At 64.7% G+C, this 16,413-nt stretch carries 16 protein-coding genes and 1 tRNA gene; 7 read left to right on the top strand and 10 right to left on the bottom strand.

The window, feature by feature from the left end; genetic code table 11:
• Positions 1-24 precede the first annotated feature (24 nt).
• Positions 25-3,633: a bifunctional proline dehydrogenase/L-glutamate gamma-semialdehyde dehydrogenase PutA gene (putA, locus tag QAZ47_RS17880; protein WP_278230239.1), complete on the bottom strand. Its 3,609-nt coding sequence runs from the start codon at positions 3,631-3,633 to the stop codon at positions 25-27.
• 164 nt (positions 3,634-3,797) lie between these two features.
• Between putA and QAZ47_RS17875 the strand changes: the two genes are divergently transcribed.
• Positions 3,798-4,250 (top strand): Lrp/AsnC ligand binding domain-containing protein, encoded by a 453-nt coding sequence (locus tag QAZ47_RS17875; protein WP_278202054.1) that lies wholly within the window; start codon positions 3,798-3,800, stop codon positions 4,248-4,250.
• Here QAZ47_RS17875 and QAZ47_RS17870 read toward each other — a convergent pair whose 3' ends face one another.
• The 4 genes from QAZ47_RS17870 to QAZ47_RS17855 are packed head-to-tail and all read right to left on the bottom strand — an operon-like array spanning position 4,251 to position 6,601.
• Positions 4,251-4,565 (bottom strand): helix-turn-helix transcriptional regulator, encoded by a 315-nt coding sequence (locus tag QAZ47_RS17870; protein WP_278230238.1) that lies wholly within the window; start codon positions 4,563-4,565, stop codon positions 4,251-4,253.
• Complete coding sequence (locus QAZ47_RS17865) at positions 4,562-4,948, bottom strand: type II toxin-antitoxin system RelE/ParE family toxin (protein ID WP_278230237.1); 387 nt, start codon at positions 4,946-4,948, stop codon at positions 4,562-4,564. The genes QAZ47_RS17870 and QAZ47_RS17865 overlap by 4 nt, the downstream gene beginning before the upstream one ends.
• Complete coding sequence (locus tag QAZ47_RS17860; protein ID WP_278230236.1) at positions 4,945-6,150, bottom strand: cytochrome c peroxidase; 1,206 nt, start codon at positions 6,148-6,150, stop codon at positions 4,945-4,947. Before QAZ47_RS17860 ends, QAZ47_RS17865 begins: the two co-directional genes overlap by 4 nt.
• 7 nt (positions 6,151-6,157) lie before the next feature.
• The gene (locus QAZ47_RS17855; RefSeq protein ID WP_278230235.1) at positions 6,158-6,601 is read right to left on the bottom strand and encodes a FixH family protein; all 444 of its coding nucleotides are present in this window, start codon (positions 6,599-6,601) and stop codon (positions 6,158-6,160) included.
• 155 nt (positions 6,602-6,756) lie between these two features.
• Between QAZ47_RS17855 and QAZ47_RS17850 the strand changes: the two genes are divergently transcribed.
• Positions 6,757-7,677 (top strand): sugar kinase, encoded by a 921-nt coding sequence (locus QAZ47_RS17850; protein WP_278230234.1) that lies wholly within the window; start codon positions 6,757-6,759, stop codon positions 7,675-7,677.
• A 79-nt stretch (positions 7,678-7,756) separates the two neighbouring features.
• Here QAZ47_RS17850 and QAZ47_RS17845 read toward each other — a convergent pair whose 3' ends face one another.
• From QAZ47_RS17845 to QAZ47_RS17835, 3 genes are all read right to left on the bottom strand, one after another.
• On the bottom strand, positions 7,757-8,785 hold the full coding sequence (locus QAZ47_RS17845; protein WP_278230233.1) for an aldose epimerase family protein: 1,029 nt from the start codon (positions 8,783-8,785) through the stop codon (positions 7,757-7,759).
• Positions 8,786-8,887: 102 nt separating this feature from the next.
• Complete coding sequence (locus QAZ47_RS17840; protein ID WP_278230232.1) at positions 8,888-10,345, bottom strand: NAD-dependent succinate-semialdehyde dehydrogenase; 1,458 nt, start codon at positions 10,343-10,345, stop codon at positions 8,888-8,890.
• Between the two features lie 161 nt (positions 10,346-10,506).
• Positions 10,507-11,457, bottom strand: a complete 951-nt coding sequence (locus tag QAZ47_RS17835) for an AEC family transporter (RefSeq protein WP_278207872.1) — start codon at positions 11,455-11,457, stop codon at positions 10,507-10,509.
• 164 nt (positions 11,458-11,621) lie between these two features.
• Here QAZ47_RS17835 and QAZ47_RS17830 point away from each other — a divergent pair, with 164 nt between their 5' ends.
• The gene (locus tag QAZ47_RS17830) at positions 11,622-12,170 is read left to right on the top strand and encodes a histidine phosphatase family protein (RefSeq protein ID WP_278230231.1); all 549 of its coding nucleotides are present in this window, start codon (positions 11,622-11,624) and stop codon (positions 12,168-12,170) included.
• Here QAZ47_RS17830 and QAZ47_RS17825 read toward each other — a convergent pair.
• Both QAZ47_RS17825 and QAZ47_RS17820 read right to left on the bottom strand, forming a co-directional pair.
• A complete protein-coding gene (locus QAZ47_RS17825; RefSeq protein WP_278230230.1) occupies positions 12,167-12,634 on the bottom strand; it encodes a hypothetical protein in 468 nt (155 codons plus the stop codon). The genes QAZ47_RS17830 and QAZ47_RS17825 overlap by 4 nt on opposite strands.
• Positions 12,618-12,836: a hypothetical protein gene (locus tag QAZ47_RS17820; RefSeq protein ID WP_278230229.1), complete on the bottom strand. Its 219-nt coding sequence runs from the start codon at positions 12,834-12,836 to the stop codon at positions 12,618-12,620. Before QAZ47_RS17820 ends, QAZ47_RS17825 begins: the two co-directional genes overlap by 17 nt.
• A 349-nt stretch (positions 12,837-13,185) precedes the next feature.
• Between QAZ47_RS17820 and QAZ47_RS17815 the strand changes: the two genes are divergently transcribed.
• From QAZ47_RS17815 to QAZ47_RS17800, 4 genes are all read left to right on the top strand, one after another.
• Positions 13,186-13,253 (top strand) — tRNA-Ile (locus QAZ47_RS17815).
• 349 nt (positions 13,254-13,602) lie between these two features.
• Positions 13,603-14,643: a slipin family protein gene (locus QAZ47_RS17810; protein WP_278230228.1), complete on the top strand. Its 1,041-nt coding sequence runs from the start codon at positions 13,603-13,605 to the stop codon at positions 14,641-14,643.
• Between the two features lie 177 nt (positions 14,644-14,820).
• Positions 14,821-15,102 (top strand): acyl carrier protein, encoded by a 282-nt coding sequence (locus tag QAZ47_RS17805; RefSeq protein ID WP_027167184.1) that lies wholly within the window; start codon positions 14,821-14,823, stop codon positions 15,100-15,102.
• A gap of 113 nt (positions 15,103-15,215) precedes the next feature.
• Complete coding sequence (locus tag QAZ47_RS17800; protein WP_278230227.1) at positions 15,216-16,403, top strand: beta-ketoacyl-ACP synthase; 1,188 nt, start codon at positions 15,216-15,218, stop codon at positions 16,401-16,403.
• The last annotated feature ends 10 nt before the right edge of the window (positions 16,404-16,413 follow it).

Here is a 16,413-nt window from a genome sequence, read left to right as displayed (position 1 = left end):
AGCCGTTGATAATCTTCGCTGCCGCTATGCGGCCGCAAGCAGGCTGGCATTGCCGCCGGCCGCCGTCGTGTCGACGCAGACGGCGCGCTCATGGGCGTAGGCCGCCGGGTTGAGCACCTCGCTGACCAGCGGCACTATCGGCCCGGCGCGCTCGGCGATCACCTTGCGCACGACGCGCGCCGCCTCCGGCATGCCGGAGAAAGCGACGACGTCGACGCGCAGCGACCGCGCCTCGACGGGATCGGGCCGGCCGTCGATCGCCGCGAGCGGCAGCCCCTTGCCGGTCAGCGCCGACAGCGCTGCCGGCGCGCCGGGCGCCACCGCCAGAACGGCATTGCCGGCGGCTAAAGCCTGGATCGTTTGTGCAAGCAGCGTGTCGGCATCCGGTCCGAGGCAGAGCACCCGCCCGCGCGGCGCCAGCGACAGCGTGTTGGCCTCGCCGGTCGGGCCGGGCAGGTCGACCTGCCCGAAATCGAGGCTCGCAGCCGCCGCAATCGCCGCAGCACCCTTGCCGCGCAGATGCTTTCGCAGGATCGCCACGCGATCCGGCCGTGTCGACCAGCCGCCAAAAGTCGGATCCGGCACATTGTCGGCGAGTTCGGTGGCGGTGACCTTATGGCCTTCGCCAACCTCCGTGCCGGCTTCCGGTCCCTTCCGGAAACGGCGCAGGTAATGCGGCCCGCCGGCTTTCGGTCCGGTGCCCGATAGACCCTCGCCGCCGAAAGGCTGCGAGCCGACGACAGCACCGATCTGGTTGCGGTTGACATAGATGTTGCCAGCATGGATGCCGTCGACGAAATGTTGGACGCGGCCCTCGATGCGGGTATGCAGGCCGAAGGTCAGGCCGTAGCCCTTGCGGTTGATGGCGGCAATCACCGCGTCGATGTCGTCGGCGTCGAAGGTCGCGACATGCAGCACCGGGCCGAACACCTCGCGCTCCATCTCTTCGATGCCCTTGACGCGGAAGACATGCGGCGCGACGAAGCGGCCGTTCTTCGGCGCCTCCAGCTTGGCGATCAGCCGGCCTTCCAGCCCCTTCTTCGTGCAATAATCGCTGATCGAGGCCTGCGCCTCGTCATCGATGACCGGGCCGACATCGGTCGAGATCACCCAGGGATCGCCGACATTGAGCGCTTCCATCGCGCCCTTCAGCATCTCCAGCATCTTCTTCTCGACATCCTTCTGGACATAGAGCACGCGCAGCGCCGAGCAGCGCTGGCCGGCACTCTGGAAGGCGGACGCAAGGATGTCGCGCACCGCCTGCTCGGGCAGCGCGGTGGAGTCGACGATCATGGCGTTTAGCCCGCCGGTTTCGGCGATCAGCATGGCGTCGGGCGCCGCCGTCTCGGCCAGTTGCTTCTCGATCAGCTTGGCCACCTCGGTCGAGCCGGTGAAGCACACGCCGGCGATGCGCGGATCAGCGGTGAGCGGCGCGCCGACCGACGGACCGTCGCCCGGCAGAAGCTGGATGACGTCCTCCGGCACACCGGCCTCGCGCAGCATCTCGACAGCGCGGAACGCGATCAGCGGCGTCTGCTCGGCGGGCTTGGCGATCACCGAATTGCCGGTGACCAGCGCCGCAGCGATCTGGCCGGTGAAGATCGCCAGCGGGAAATTCCAGGGCGAGATGCAGACGATCGCGCCGCGCGCTTCGGTGCCCGCCTCGGCATTCGCCGCCTCGGCGGCGTAATAGCGCAGGAAGTCGACCGCCTCTCGCACCTCTGCGACACCGTCGGCCAGCGACTTGCCGGCCTCTCGCGTTGCGAGCGCGAAGAACTCGGCGGCGTTGGCCTCGTAGAGATCGGCGGCGCGGTTGAGGATCGCGGCGCGCCCGGCAACCGGGCGTCTTGCCCAGGCCGGCTGCGCGTCGACGGCGATGCGCACGGCGGTCGCCACCTGCTTGGCCGCCGCCTCATGCACGGTGCCGACGATTTCGGCGGGCTTGGCCGGATTGACGATCTGGCGCTGCTTGCCGTAGCCGGCGGCGCGCGTGACAGGTTTGGCATGCCAGCGGTCCGTACCGGAGAACTCAGCCCTCGCCCTGTCGATGGCTGCGAGCGTCACCGAGTCGCTGATGTCGAAGCCTTTGGAATTGCGCCGGCCGGCGCCGAAGATTGCGGCGGGACGCGCGATCGCGGGATTGGCGGCGGGACCCTGTTTCTCGACGGCCTCGAGTGGATCCCGGGCGATCTGCTCCGGCTCGACCTCCTCGTCGGTCAACTGATGCACGAAGGACGAGTTGGCGCCATTTTCCAAGAGCCGTCGCACCAGATAGGCGAGCAGGTCGGAATGCGCGCCGACCGGCGCGTAGATGCGGCAGCGGGTACTTTCGGATTTGCGCACCGTCTCGTGCAGGGATTCGCCCATACCGTGCAGGCGCTGGAACTCGAAGGAATCGCGATCCTTCGCCATCGACAGGATGGCGGCGACCGTGTGCGCATTGTGCGTGGCGAATTGCGGATAGACGCGGTCGGTCATCGACAGCAGTTTTCGCGCGCAGGCCAGATACGAGACGTCGGTGTTGGTCTTGCGCGTGAAGACCGGATAGCCGGCGAGCCCGAGCGTCTGCGCCCGCTTGATCTCGGTGTCCCAATAGGCGCCCTTCACCAGCCGCACCATGATGTTGCGGTTGTATTTCTTGGCGAGCGCGTAGAGCCAGTCGATGACGAAGGCCGCGCGCGGGCCATAGGCCTGAACGACGACGCCGAAACCGTCCCAGCCGGCAAGCTCCGGCTCGGCCAGCACACGTTCGATGACGTCGAGCGACAGATCGAGCCGGTCAGCCTCCTCCGCGTCGATGTTGAGGCCCATGCGCGAATGCCGCGCGGCAAGCGCCAGCGACAGAAGCCGCTCGGCCATTACCGGCAGCATCTTCTCCTTCTGCGCCACCTCGTAGCGCGGATGCAACGCGGAGAGCTTGACCGAAATGCCGTGATTGTAGCGGATGTCGGGTCCGTTGGAGCCGGCGTCGAGCGAGGAAATCGCGTCGGCATAGGCCTTGTGATAGCGCAGCGCATCGGCCTCGGTGCGTGCCGCCTCGCCCAGCATGTCGAAGGAATAGAGATAGCCCTTCTGTGTCATCGGTCGGCCGCGCCTGACGGCCTCGGCGATGGTGCGGCCGAGGACGAACTGCTCGCCCATCTCACGCATCGCCGCCGCAACGGCTTTGCGGATAACCGGCTCGCCGAGCCTTCTCACCATGGCGCGCAGCGTGCCTTCGATGCCGCCCTCGCCTTCGTCGAGCACGCGGCCGGTCAGCATCAGCGCCCAGGTCGAGGCGTTGACGAAAATGGAGCTCGAGCTGCCCGAATGCGCCGACCAGTCATGCGGCGCGATCTTGTCGGCGATGAGATCGTCCATCGTCTCGGCGTCGGGCACGCGCAGCAGCGCTTCGGCCAGACACATCAGCGCCACGCCTTCCTTGGTCGACAGGCCGTAGGCCGAGAGGAAAACCTCCATCAACCGAGGGTCCGATGAGCCGCGCACCGCGCGCACCAGGTCGGCCGCCCGGGCCGAGATCGCCTTGCGCTCTTCCGCCGAAAGCCCGGCCGCCGCAGACAATCGCTTCACCGCCTCGTCTTCGTCGGGCATGTAGTTGGCGCGGATCTGCTGGCGGATGGCGTCAAGCGGCATGTCGGGTCCATGAAAGCAAGCGTTAGCGAGCGGTCTGGCGGTCGCCGGACCGAATGACGCAAGCTAGCATAGCTGCAGACTCCGATCGGTCCAAAGAAATTGACAGGATAGTTCGATCGAACTATCATGTGGATATATTTCCTGTCATTTAGACCACCGCATCGATGATCGAAGACCAATTGGACCGCATAGATCGCAACATCCTGTCCGCGCTCGGGCGCGACGGCAGGCTTTCCATGTCGGAACTGGCTTTGAAGGTCGGTCTGTCGAAGACGCCGGTGCAGGCGCGGGTGAAGCGGCTGGAGAAGGACGGCTATATAAGAGGCTACCGCGCCATCATCGACCGCGAGCGCATGGGCGAAGGCCATGTCGCCTTCGTGCAGGTGAAGCTTTCCGATACGCGCTCGGCCGCGCTCGACGCTTTCAACCGCGCGGTGCAGGGCGTGCCGGAAATCGAGCAATGCCACATGATGGCATCGAGCTTCGATTATCTGCTGAAAGTCCGCACCACCGACATCGCCGCCTATCGCCGCGTGCTCGGCGAGCGCATCTCGGCTCTGCCGCACGTTGCGCAGACCTCGACCTTCGTGGCGATGGAGACGGTGAAGGATAGGTAGTCAGTGACCGGCGCGCGACTTTGGTTTGCCGGGCTCGAAGCTGATGCGCAACTTCGATCCAGTTGCTTTGGCAAAGCGCTGCAAGGTTCTGGTCGAAGGCATGTTCCGGCCGCTCTCCAAGCGGGCAATCACGGCCTGCGTTGTTCCCATGGCGGCGGCAACCTCTTCCTGTGTCATATCGGCTTCACCGCGAGCCTTTATCAAGGCCTCGGCGAGCGCGAACTCCTCTTCCAGCGCCTCGTATTCGGCGACGAATTCCGGATCCTTGAGCCAGTCTTTCGCAGCTTCCTCGACAGGGATTGCTTTCCGGCTCATAGAACCTCCTTTGCTCGCTTCAGAGCCAGCTCGATCTCGCTTCGCGGGGTCTTCTGAGCCTTCTTGGTGAACACCCGCACGACGACGACATGCCGCTCGGCTGCGGTCACGTAGACCGCGCGTGCGATACCATCGCGGCCTTTTATCCGCATTTCCCAGAGCCGGCCCTCCAGATGCTTCACATAGGGCTCGTGGACTTTCTGCAAGCCATGCGCCTCGATCAGACGCGATATCTGCAGGAAGCTGGCGAGAATATCTTTGGGTTGAGCCTCAAGCTCCTGCCTCACATTGACGTTGGAGGAATTCCACCACCCAGCCCATTGAACAAAATATACCTTTTTTGCAATATTCTTTCGACCGCTATCGACTGCTAAATGGATCAATCAAGCGTTTTCAAAAATGCCACCAGCGCCGCCCGCTCATGGTCGGAAAGATCGAGCGGATGGACCTCCGAAACGCCCTCGACGGCAGCCGGCGCCTTCGAATAGTGCGCGACGACTTGTTCGAGCGAAGAGAACTGCCCGGCATGCATGTAAGGCGCGCGGGCAGCCGCGCCTCGCAGCGACGGCGTCTTATAGGCGCGCACCAGCTGCTGCCCGTCCTTCACCATGAAACGCAACTCTCGGCAGGCGCTGGCGTCTCCGTCACGGAACTTACCGAAGCAGTTGAACGGATCGGCCTGGACCTGGGCTACAGCATCGACCCGGCCGCGATCCGGCGGCAGATCCCTGACCGGCGGCACGCCAGTGTTGTGGAAAGCATTGTCGGTAAAGCGCGGGCCGTTGTGGCAGGTCACGCAATTGGCCTTGCCGACGAACAGCTTCAGCCCGAGGATCTCTTCTGCCGAGAAGGAAGCATCACCCTGCGGCTTGGCGCCGGTCGCAAGATCGATGGCGAAGCGGTCGAAGCGCGTCTGCTCAGGCTCGATCGATCGCTCGAAGGCCGCGATCGCCTTGCCGATATTGGCGAAGACGCGGTTGACGTCCTCTTGCTGGCCGGCCGGCATGGCGTTCCACGCCGCCTTCTCCGCATCGGTGCCGAGCGGGCTGGCATTGGCCGGCACAGTCGAGAGATCGGGCAGCGGCCCGAAGATGCGCTCGTAGCGCTCGCCGAACCGGTTCTTGATATAATGCGCGAAAGCGGCGCGGTTGCCGGCCTGCTCCAGCGGATTTTCGAGCGGCGTCAGGGCCTGCGCCCAAAGGCTGTCGCGCCGCCCGTCCCAGAAAAACCATGGATCGCGCGCCACGCCGGCCAGCGGCATGGTGCGCCGATTGGTGCGGCCCACCCCGACCGCTTGCGGCAGGTCGTCCTGGAACTGGCGGTCGATCTTGTGGCAGGTCGAGCAGGACACCGTGCCGTCGCGGCTCATGCCGACATCGAAGAACAATGTCGATCCGAGCGCAGCCGCGGCCGGCACGTTCGCATACTGGTTCGTGGTGTCAGATTTCAGTGCCGGCAGCGTGTTCAGCGCCAGCGAGGCGATGGTCTTCTTCTCGGCATCGCTGAACTCAGGCTTGCCGCAGCCGCCAAGCAAGGCGAGCGCGGCAAGAGCGGCCAGGCTTGCGACGCGGGCAAGACGCCTCATCGGCCACTCACAACACGATGTTGAAGACGACGGAATCGGAACCCGCCGCCGCCGAGATGGCGAAGCGCAGCTGCCACCAGCCGCTCATGGTGAATTTGACGCCGTCGATGCGGTAGCGTCCTTCGCCCAGATAGTCGGTCGCCTGCGGACTGGTCGGCAGGCCGTGATTGTGCTGCGGCATGCCGCCCGAAATGGTGATCGCGGCACCTTCCACCGGGGCGCCGGCGGCGGTTTTCAGCGTCAGCAGCCAGGACTGCAGCTCGCCTTGTCGAATGACGCCGCGTTCCGGCTCGAAGCTGGCGACGAACAGGCCGCTCGCCGTCCTCTTCGAACGCGACGTGTCGGGACCTGGCACCGAATGCGGCGCCGTCAGATAGACGACCGCCAGGATGCCGACGAGCAAGGCAGCCAGACCGAGACCCGCAAGAATGTAACGCCATATCGATGCCAAACCGGTTCCTCTTCGGCTGATAACGTCGCGGGCTGGGTGCAGCATCCCACCCCACTTGTGGGAAATCGCTTCTGGCGCAAAAAACGGCCCGAGCCAAGCATGGCGCTGCCGCTCGCAAAAAGCTACAGCACCAGAGCTTTAGGAGGACTAACCGCATGGAAGCCAATGGTATCGCGTCGATCGGCGAGTGCATGCTGGAACTGTCGGGCCAGAGCGGCCCAAATTGGCGCATGGGCTTTGCCGGCGACACCTTCAACACGCTGTGGGCGCTGCATGCGCTGAGCCCGGACCGGCCGGCGACCTATGTGTCGGCCTTCGGCGACGACCCTTTCTCGCGCGATCAGATCGGCTTCTTCGCCCAAAACGGCATCGGCATCGGCAACAGTCCGGTCATTGCCGGCGCCAGGCCCGGGCTCTACGCCATCACGCTCACCGGAGCCGAGCGCGCCTTCACCTATTGGCGAAGCGACGCAGCAGCGCGCCAGCTCGCCTCCGATCCGGCGGCACTTGCCAAAAGCCTTGAAAACCAAGCGCTTGTCTATTTTTCCGGAATCACCCTGGCAATTCTGGACGACGCGGCGCGCAAGACCCTGCTTGCGACCATCGCAGCCGCCCGCTCGGCGGGCTCGCTCGTCGCCTTCGACCCAAACTACCGTCCCAGGCTCTGGTCAAGCCGTGAAACCGCGCAGGCTGCGATCCTGGGAGCGCTCGCCGTCGCCGATATTGCGCTGCCCACATTCCCGGACGAACAAATGCTGTTCGGCGATGGGACACCGCAGGCGACCGCCGAGCGGCTTGGCAAGCGGCTTGGCGAAGTCGTCGTCAAGAATGGCGAGCAGCCGGCATTGATTGCCGTGCACGGCGTCTCGGAAACAGTCGACGCCGTGCATGTCGCCACGCCCGTCGACACCACCGGCGCCGGCGATTCCTTCAACGGCGGCTATCTCGCCGCGCGCCTTGCCGGCCATGCGCCCGCCGACGCGGTTCGGCGCGCGCATCGCGTGGCTGCAGCCGTCGTTCAGGTGCGCGGCGCTCTGGCGCCCTTCGAGATTCTAAGAACAGCCTTTGAAGGCTAAATCATGTCTCCCGAAAGTGGGATGCGTGAAATCAGAAACCTAAAGCGCATGGCGCGAATCTGAAAGATCGCGACGCGCTTTAGACGAGCTGTGGCAGGCGGAACCTGTATTCCGTCACCTGGTGGTAGATCTGGCCAGGCCACAATGTGGCCTGCGGGAAATAGGGCCTGTTCGGCGCATCCGGCCATGTCTGTGCTTCGAGGCAGAAACCGGAAAACGGCTTGTAGAGGCGGCCATCCAGCCCAGGCGATGATGGCGCGACATACTGGCCGATATAGAGCTGCAGGCCAGGCTCGGTGGTCCAGACCTCCATCTCGACGCCGGAACTGGCGCCCTGCACCCAGGCCGCCTGATGGAGCGGTCCACGGCTGGAGGCGAGGCAGTAATTCAGGTCGTAAGGAAGCTGCTCCCCTTCCGTTTCCATGCGCAGCAGCCGCGCCTGTCGGAAGTCGTAGGGCGTGCCGTCGACCGGCTTCACCGCGCCGGTCGGGATCATCTCGCTGTCGACCGGCGTATAGGCGCCGGCATTGAGCATCAGCCGGTGGTCGAGGATGTCGCCGGCGCCGCCGTCGTCGAGATTGAAGTAGGAGTGCTGCGCCAGATTGCAGAGCGTCGGCTCCTCGCAGGTCGCGGTCAGCTCCATGCTGAGCGTGCCGGGGATCTTCAGCCGGTAGGTGCAGGTGACGTCCAGCGCGCCGGGAAAGCCCATCGTGCCGTCGGGATCGTGCAGCGTCAGCGTTACGAAATCGCGGCCGTGCAGCGAGACCGTCCACGGCCGGTGGAAATAGCCTTCCGAGCCGCCATGCAGCGTATGCTTGGCGAGAAAATTGCGGTCCGTCTGGTAGCGTTTGCCGGCGATGGTGAAGCGGCCGTCGCGGATGCGGTTGGCGAAGCGGCCGACCACGGCGCCGAAATAGGCGCGGTCGGTCTCATAGGGCTCGAACCGGTCGTAGCCCAGCACCAGCGGCGCATCGTGGCCGGAGAGCCGCAGGTCCTGGATGATCGCGCCGAGCCCGATGATACTGGCGGTGAGGCCGCCGCCCCTGATGGTGAAGCGGCGAACGGCCTCGCCCGCTTGCGTCGTGCCGAAGACCTCGCCGTCCTTCATCGCAGTGCCCGAAACCTCGCTTCATGATCCGTGGATTTAGGCCGGCTGCGTCTCGTCCGGCAAGGGCAGGCCAATCCGCCCGCCCTGTTCCATGGATGGTTGTCAGAGGCCGAGGCCGCCGAAGCAGGCATATTTGGTGTCGAGATAGTCCTCGATGCCCTGATGCCCGCCTTCGCGGCCGAGACCGGATTCCTTGACGCCGCCGAACGGCGCCTCGGGCGTGGTGATCAGCCCTTCATTGACACCGACCATGCCGTATTTCAGACCTTCCATCACCCGGAAGGCGCGGCCGAGATCGCCGGTGTAGAAATAGGAGGCGAGGCCGAACTCTGTGTCGTTGGCCAGAGCGATCGCCTCTTCCTCGGTCTCGAACTTGAACACCGGCGCGACCGGTCCGAAGATTTCCTCCTTCATGAAGCGCATCTTCGGCGTGGCCTCGGCGATCACCGTCGGCTGGAAGAACGAGCCGCCGAGCGCATGGCGCTTGCCGCCGGCGACGATCTTGCCGCCCTTGGACGTCGCATCGGCGATCAGCTCCTCGACCTTCTCGACCGCCTTCTCGTCGATCAGCGGTCCCTGCTGCACGCCTTCCTCCAGCCCGGAGCCGACCTTCAGGTTGTTGCTGGCGGCGGCGAGCTTCTCGACGAACTTGTCATAGATGCCGGCCTGCACGAGGAAGCGGTTGGTGCAGACGCAGGTCTGGCCGGAATTGCGGTATTTGGCGGTGATGGCTCCGGCGACCGCACGATCGACATCGGCGTCGTCGAAGACCAGGAACGGCGCATTGCCGCCGAGTTCCATCGACACTTTCTTGACCGTCGAGGCCGACTTCTGGATCAGGATCTTGCCGACTTCGGTCGAGCCGGTGAAGGTGATCTTCTTGACCAGCGGATTGGTGCAGAGCTCGTCGCCGATCTCGCCGGCCGAGCCGGTCAGGATGTTGACGACGCCCTTGGGGAAACCGACCTCTTCGGCGAGCGCGCCCCAGGCGAGGCCCGAATAAGGCGTCTGCGAAGCCGGCTTGACCACGGTCGTGCAGCCGGCGGCAAGCGCCGGGCCGATCTTGCGGGCAAGCATCGAGGACGGGAAATTCCAGGGCGTGATGGCGGCGATGACGCCGACCGGCTCCTTGGTCACCAGGATGCGGCGGTCGCCCCACGGCGACGGCACGATGTCGCCATAGACACGCCGGCCTTCCTCGGCGAACCAGAGGATATAGCCCGCAGCCGAGCCGATCTCGCCCTTGGACTCGAACAGCGACTTACCCTGCTCGATGGTGAGCAGCTCGGCCAGAACGTCCTGATTGTCCATCATCGCGTCATGCAGCTTGCGCAAGAGCTTCGAACGTTCGAGCGCGGTGGTCTTGCGCCAGGTCTTGAAGGCTTCCTCGGCGGCCTCGATGGCGCGGCGGGTCTCGGCCTTGCCGGCCTTCGGCACCGTGCCGATCTTGAGGCCCGTAGCCGGGTTGTTGACGTCGATGGTCTGGCCGCTGTCGGCTTTCACCCATTCGCCGTTGATGAGATTGGCCTGGCGCATGAAATGACTGGTTTTCTGAAGCATGGTGGCCTCCGTTCGGCGCGCTGATCGGCCGTTTTTCTGGATATTCGATAGGCGTGCAGGGCCGCACGCTGGCGCAATGCTCTTACCTAGGGAAAGCCCTGCAAGCAATCACAAGATGGCATATAGGGGTTGGGCCAGCAAAAGCGAGCGCCTGCCCCCTGTCAGCCGAAAACGTGGACGACCACCGTCAGCCAGAAGGACGTGGTCAGCACCGCGCTCGCGGTGGCGATTGTCATCTGGTTCGAGGCCAGCGCCTGGCCGGTGCTGAACTGGACGGCGATGAGATAGGAATTGATGCCGGAGGGCAGCGCCGCCACCACCACCGCAACCTTTGCCGTCAGCGGCGGCAGGCCGAGCAGCCAGACCAGGAGGAGCACCAGGGCCGGCATCAGGAAGAGTTTCAGTACCGACAGCGCGAGCGCCGGCCGGACGTTGCCGGAAATGCCGAAGCGGCGCAGGCTGAGGCCCATCGCAAAGAGCGCCACCGGCCCGGCCGTGTCGGCCAGCGCGTCGACCAGCCGCCCGATCAGCGCCGGCAGCGGCGCGCCGGTGAAGCGCCAGGCGAGCCCCGCCAGAATGCCGACGATCAGCGGGTTGACGAACAGCCGCCTGAGAAAATTCCTGATGACGCGCAGCGGATGCACTTGCTCGTCGCCGCCGCGGCCGAACATCTCGAACAGCACGATCGAGGCCATCATCATGATCGGCAGGTGAACCGAGACCAGCAGCGACAGCACCTCGAAGCCGCTTTGACCAAAAATGCCGAGGATGAAGGGGGCGCCGAGCAGCACGACATTGGAATAAGCCGAGGAGACACCGCCGACGACGCCGGCGCGGGCGTCCCGGCCGAAGACGCGCGTCGTGACCAGATGACCTGCGGTCCAGGTGACGGCGACCGCCGCAAAATAGGCGCCCCATAGCGACCACGGCGCCACGCCGTGGAAATCGGACTTCACCATCGTCTGGAACAACAGCAGCGGCATCGCCACGTTGACTGCGAATTCGGAGATGCCCTCGCCGCTTGCCGGCCTCAGATAACCGGCGAACCCGGCCAGATAGCCGAGCGCGACGAGGCTGAATACGAAGAGGACGGTTTCGGTGAGCGGGGTCATTTTCGGGGCAGAGACATTTTTCTCGTCATAGGCGAGCCCCGATCGCGGTGCAATCGGGGCTGGCTTCCCCATCCGCCGGGTCCTCAGCTTGTTTTTCGGCTCGCTTTGCGATTCCTATATGCCAATCGGACCCGGGGTCTCTCGGGCCGTCTCAAGGACTTCTGATGCTGCGACTTGCCCTGGCGCTTTTCCTGCTTGCTGTTCCTACGCTCGCCCACGCGACCGACGCGGGCTGGGCGCTGCTGCGCGATGGCGGCCATGTCGTGCTGCTTCGCCATGCCTTCGTCACCGGCAATACCGACCCGGCGAATTTCGACATCGGCAATTGCGCCACCCAGCTCAACCTGTCGGAACGCGGCAAGCAGCAATCAAGCCGCATCGGCGCCCTCTTCGCGGCGCGCGCTGCCCCGATCGAGCGCGTGCTCTCCAGCCGTTACTGCCGCTGCCTCGATACCGCCCGCATCGCTTTCGAGGCCGAACCCGAACCTTTTGCACCGCTCGACCTGGTCAAGACCGATCCGGCTGAGAAGGCTGCCCAGCTGGAGGCGGTGATGAAGGAGATCCGCGGATATTCCGGTTCCGACAATCTCGTGCTGGTCACGCATCTGGAAAACATCGAGGCGCTCACCGGCATCGCGCCGCGCGAGGGCGAGGCAGTGGTTGTGGCGCCGGAGGGCGACGGCCTCAAGGTGCTCGGCCGGGTTACGTTCTAGCTGGCCAGGTCGGCCGACGCATTCTCCAGCAGCCATGCGTCGATGCGGACCTTCCAGCCTTCGATCATGCGCTCGAACGCATCCTCCGTCAGCTCGAACAGATATGACCGTCCCGCCTCGTTCAAGGCTGTGAGCGTATAGGCGATCGACACCTGTGTGCCTCCGGTGCCGGCCTGGCGGCAGGCCACCTCGACAAATCCGAAACGCGAATCCGGCGTCACCCTGGCATAGCGCACTCGATGCGCCTCAGGCTCCCAATCCGTGCAGGCCCAGAGCGTGGTCTCGTCGCCATGGCTGGTCCGGAAGACCATGCCACGGCGCGTCTCCCCATCCTGCGGATGCAGAAACTCCGGATCCCAGCCGTCGACCCACAGCGTTTCCCCGATCGGCGTGAACAACGGGAAGACGCGTTCGACCGGTCCGGCAAGGAAAATGCTGTGGTTGCGCTCAAGATGGTTCGTCATCGGCTTTCCCAGTCGTTTCCACGAGGCGATGGCTGTCCGTCGCGCCGAGCTCCAGCCCGTAGATGCGCTTCAGCTGATCAATCGTTTCCAAGGTTGCCGGCGAGAACGGCGCCTGGCCTTCGAAGGCGTGCAGCACGATGCCCTCGATGAGATCGCCAAGGCTCATGTCGCGATGCTCTGCAAGCGCCTTGAGCACCTTCACCAACCTCTTTTCCAGGCGAACCCCGGTCTGAACACGTTCTACAATCATGGCCTTTTGTACCATGGTACATCGGTACACGCAATCGTTGCCGAAATGCAACAACCGAAAGAAGCCGCGAATCCGCCGCAACAATGCCGCTTGCGACAACCCGTCGCAGGGTCTAAAGGCGCGCTCCCGGTCACGAAAACCGAAGCGAGCACAACGGTTGGAGCTTTCGCCTCCGCCCGCGCAGACGGCTTTGCCGCGTTGTGTACGGCGCCGTTTTGGAGTGTCGGGACTTGCGGGTGTAGCTTATGGAGAGCGCCGGATTTGGGTCCGGAGGCAGGGTTCGATTCCCACACCCACGACACGGATAGCTCAATTGGTTAGAGCATCAGACTCATAATCTGACTGTCGAAGGTTCGAATCCTTCTCCAACGGCCTGATAAGCCGACACCTTCAGGTGGTGTTATCCAAAACGGTCCGGGGACCGGAATGCGAGGACTTCAAGGACGGCAAGGCATCGGCCTCGCCGGACGGCGATGTCCTGCGCCGTCGGCTCGCGGCCAGGCCCGCGGTGACGATCAAGGCGCGACGCGGCCGGCAAGGAAGCTTCGGCTTCCGGCGCCCGCTTCGCCGCCCCGCGATCCGCTCCCGAAAGCCCGCCGCCTGGCGATGCCACCGGTCTCCGGATCATTCGTGCCGGGAGTTGAAACGAGAAACGAAAGGACGATCGACGCATGACGTGACGCCTCGCATGGGGCCATGCCCGACAGGAGTGAAGACAATGAAGACCATTCTCGAAAAGCTACTTGGACGCCAGCGCGTCCTCGTGAAGGAAAACGAACGTGCCATCGCCCTCTACAAGGGCGAGATCCAGGCTGTCCTGATGCCGGGCGAACATTGGCTCGCTAACCGGCGCGGCAACCTGGAAGTCTCCAGGCACGACCTGAAGAACCCGGAATTCGTTTCGGCATACGAGAAGGCATTGTTCGACAAGCTCCCGGATGTGGCCGCGCGTCACTTCACGGTCGTTCGCACCGGGCGCGCCGACATTGCCGTGATCGAGCGCGACGGCGTCCTCCATGCCGTTCTTGCTCCGGACCGCAAACTCGTGCTGTGGACGGATGCCGGCCCGTGGAAGGTGACGTCCGTCGACACGGCGGCCGATCTGGCCGTCGATCCGGCCTTGATGCGCCGGATCGGCCAGGCCCGGAAGACGGAACACATGTTCCTCCATCCGGTCACGGACGGCCAGGTCGGGCTGCTGTTCGTGGACGGCGTCTACACCCGCGCGCTTGTCGCGGGCGTGCACGCCTTCTGGAACGTCGGGCGCATGGTCCAGGTGAAGGTCGTCGACCTCAAGCGGCAGTCGCTTGATGTCGCCGGGCAGGAAATGCTGACCAAGGATCGCGTGACGATCCGCGTCAACATCGTCGCCGAATACCGGGTCGTCGATCCGGTGACGGCGGTGAGCACGGTGAAGGACTTCTCGGAAGCCCTCTACCGCGCCCTGCAGTACGCCTTCCGCAAGACGCTTGGCGCGCTCACGCTCGACCAGATCCTCGACAAGAAGGTGACGGTCGACGAGGAGGCGGCGGCCAAGGTCCGTGCCGACATGGCCGCGATCGGCCTCGAGGTCAGCGATATCGCGCTCAAGGATGTCATCCTGCCGGGCGAGATGCGCGAAATCCTCAACCAGGTGGTTTCGGCCGAGAAGCAGGCCGAGGTGGCTCTCGAAGCCATCGCCGGCAAGGTCGAGCGCCTGACCGTCCATAACGGTACGGGCGGGCTGCTCAACGACCTGGTCAAGCTCCGCGAGAGCTGAGCTGACTTAAGGTTAACGGGAAGGGCCGCCGGGCCGACCGGCGGCCCTTCTTGCGTTCCGAAAGCCGGCATCCCATCTGCGCGCCGTGCATTCGGCCTTTTCCTGCCCGGAAAAACCGATTAGACAGCGCCCAAACAAGATGCGGACAGATTCCGCCCGCAACCGAAGGAAGAGCCCTTGTCCACGACGTTCGAGAAAGTCGCCAAGATCATTGCCGACACCAGCGAGATCGATATCGACACCATCACGCCCGAAAGCCACACCATTGACGATCTCGGTATCGACAGCCTCGATTTCCTCGACATCGTCTTTGCCATCGACAAGGAATTCGGCATCAAGGTGCCGCTTGAGAAGTGGACGCAGGAGGTCAATGACGGCAAGGCCTCGACCGACGACTACTTCGTCATGAAGAACCTCTGCGCCAAGATCGACGCGCTGGTCGCGGCCAAGGCCGCCTGAGACGGCCCGGGCGTGGTCTTGATGTGCCCAGCGCATGACCCCGAAAATCGGCAACGATTTTCGGAAAGGATCATGCGCAAAATCGGAAGCAACCTGACCCGCAACGGCCGCCTATGAATTCCCACGACGTCGTCATCACTGGCATCGGCCTTGTCTCCTCGCTGGGAGAAGGTCCGGACGCGCATTGGCAGAAGCTGACCCGGCCGGGTATCGAGCCGGTGCTCGATGCGACCCGCTTCGCTCCCTACACCATCCACCCCCTGCCCGAGATCGACTGGAACCTGCAGATCGCCAAGCGCGGCGACCAGCGCCAGATGGAAACCTGGCAGCGGCTTGGCACCTATGTTGCCGGCCTGGCGCTGGACGATGCCGGCATCAAGGGCAATGACGAGCTCAGCACGACCATGGACATGGTGGTGGCGGCCGGCGGCGGCGAGCGTGACGAGGCCGTCGACGGCGCGATCCTCGCCGCTTCCGAGAGCCGCAACGACCGCGACGTGCTGCTCAACGAGAAGCTGACCACCGAATTGCGGCCGACGCTGTTCCTCGCCCAGCTTTCGAACCTGCTCGCCGGCAACATCTCGATCGTGCACAAGGTCACCGGCTCGTCCCGCACCTTCATGGGCGAGGAAGGCGCCGGCGTCTCGGCCGTCGAGACGGCCGCCGCGCGCATCCGTTCCGGCCAGTCGACGCATGTGCTGGTCGGCGGCGCGTTCCAGACCGAACATTCCGACATGCTGCTGGGCTACGAGCTCGCCGGCTATCTGCACCGCGGTCCCTGGAGGCCGGTCTGGCAGCGGCAGGGGGCGGAAGGCGGCGGCGTGGTGACCGGCTCGGGCGGTGCCTTCCTTGTGCTCGAACAGCGCGAGCACGCGATGAGCCGCGGTCGCAAGATCTACGCCGAGCTCGGTCCCGTGGTTTCCGGCCGGGCCAGGCGCCGGCGCGGCGAGCTGAATGCCGAAATCGCCGCGCTGCTCAAGCAGGCGGCTCTGCCCGATGGCGCGTTGCTGACCATTTCCGGCGCCTCGGGGGCCCATGCCGCCACGGCGGCCGAAAAGGCGGCGCTCGACGCCAACCCGGCGCTTGCCGTGCGCGCCTTCTCGACGCTTACTGGCCACATGAAGGAAGCGCAGTTCCCCTTCGCCGTGGCGCTCGCCGCGCTCGCCGTCGATCGCAAGGCCGGTTATCCTGCCTTCGATGCCACGGCCGAGCGGCCATTCGAAGGCGCCCCCACGACCGTCCTTGCAACGGCGATCGGCTATCACCAATTCGAGGGCCTGGGGCTGATCAAAGCCGCTTAGAGCGAGGCAA

It is taken from the genome of Mesorhizobium sp. WSM4904 (genome assembly GCF_029674545.1).
In the GTDB taxonomy this organism is placed as follows: domain Bacteria; phylum Pseudomonadota; class Alphaproteobacteria; order Rhizobiales; family Rhizobiaceae; genus Mesorhizobium.
Note: the sequence above shows the minus strand (reverse complement) of the source record. Positions and strands in the feature narration are given on the sequence as shown.

Coding starts and splice junctions, on each gene's coding strand:
- QAZ47_RS17875 (WP_278202054.1), top strand. CDS start 3,798: ATGATCGAAGACCAATTGGACCGCATAGATCGCAACATCCTGTCCGCG.
- QAZ47_RS17845 (WP_278230233.1), bottom strand. CDS start 8,785: ATGAAGGACGGCGAGGTCTTCGGCACGACGCAAGCGGGCGAGGCCGTT.
- putA (WP_278230239.1), bottom strand. CDS start 3,633: ATGCCGCTTGACGCCATCCGCCAGCAGATCCGCGCCAACTACATGCCC.
- QAZ47_RS17840 (WP_278230232.1), bottom strand. CDS start 10,345: ATGCTTCAGAAAACCAGTCATTTCATGCGCCAGGCCAATCTCATCAAC.
- QAZ47_RS17800 (WP_278230227.1), top strand. CDS start 15,216: ATGAATTCCCACGACGTCGTCATCACTGGCATCGGCCTTGTCTCCTCG.
- QAZ47_RS17860 (WP_278230236.1), bottom strand. CDS start 6,150: ATGAGGCGTCTTGCCCGCGTCGCAAGCCTGGCCGCTCTTGCCGCGCTC.
- QAZ47_RS17850 (WP_278230234.1), top strand. CDS start 6,757: ATGGAAGCCAATGGTATCGCGTCGATCGGCGAGTGCATGCTGGAACTG.
- QAZ47_RS17825 (WP_278230230.1), bottom strand. CDS start 12,634: ATGACGAACCATCTTGAGCGCAACCACAGCATTTTCCTTGCCGGACCG.
- QAZ47_RS17870 (WP_278230238.1), bottom strand. CDS start 4,565: ATGAGCCGGAAAGCAATCCCTGTCGAGGAAGCTGCGAAAGACTGGCTC.
- QAZ47_RS17810 (WP_278230228.1), top strand. CDS start 13,603: ATGAAGACCATTCTCGAAAAGCTACTTGGACGCCAGCGCGTCCTCGTG.
- QAZ47_RS17830 (WP_278230231.1), top strand. CDS start 11,622: ATGCTGCGACTTGCCCTGGCGCTTTTCCTGCTTGCTGTTCCTACGCTC.
- QAZ47_RS17835 (WP_278207872.1), bottom strand. CDS start 11,457: ATGACCCCGCTCACCGAAACCGTCCTCTTCGTATTCAGCCTCGTCGCG.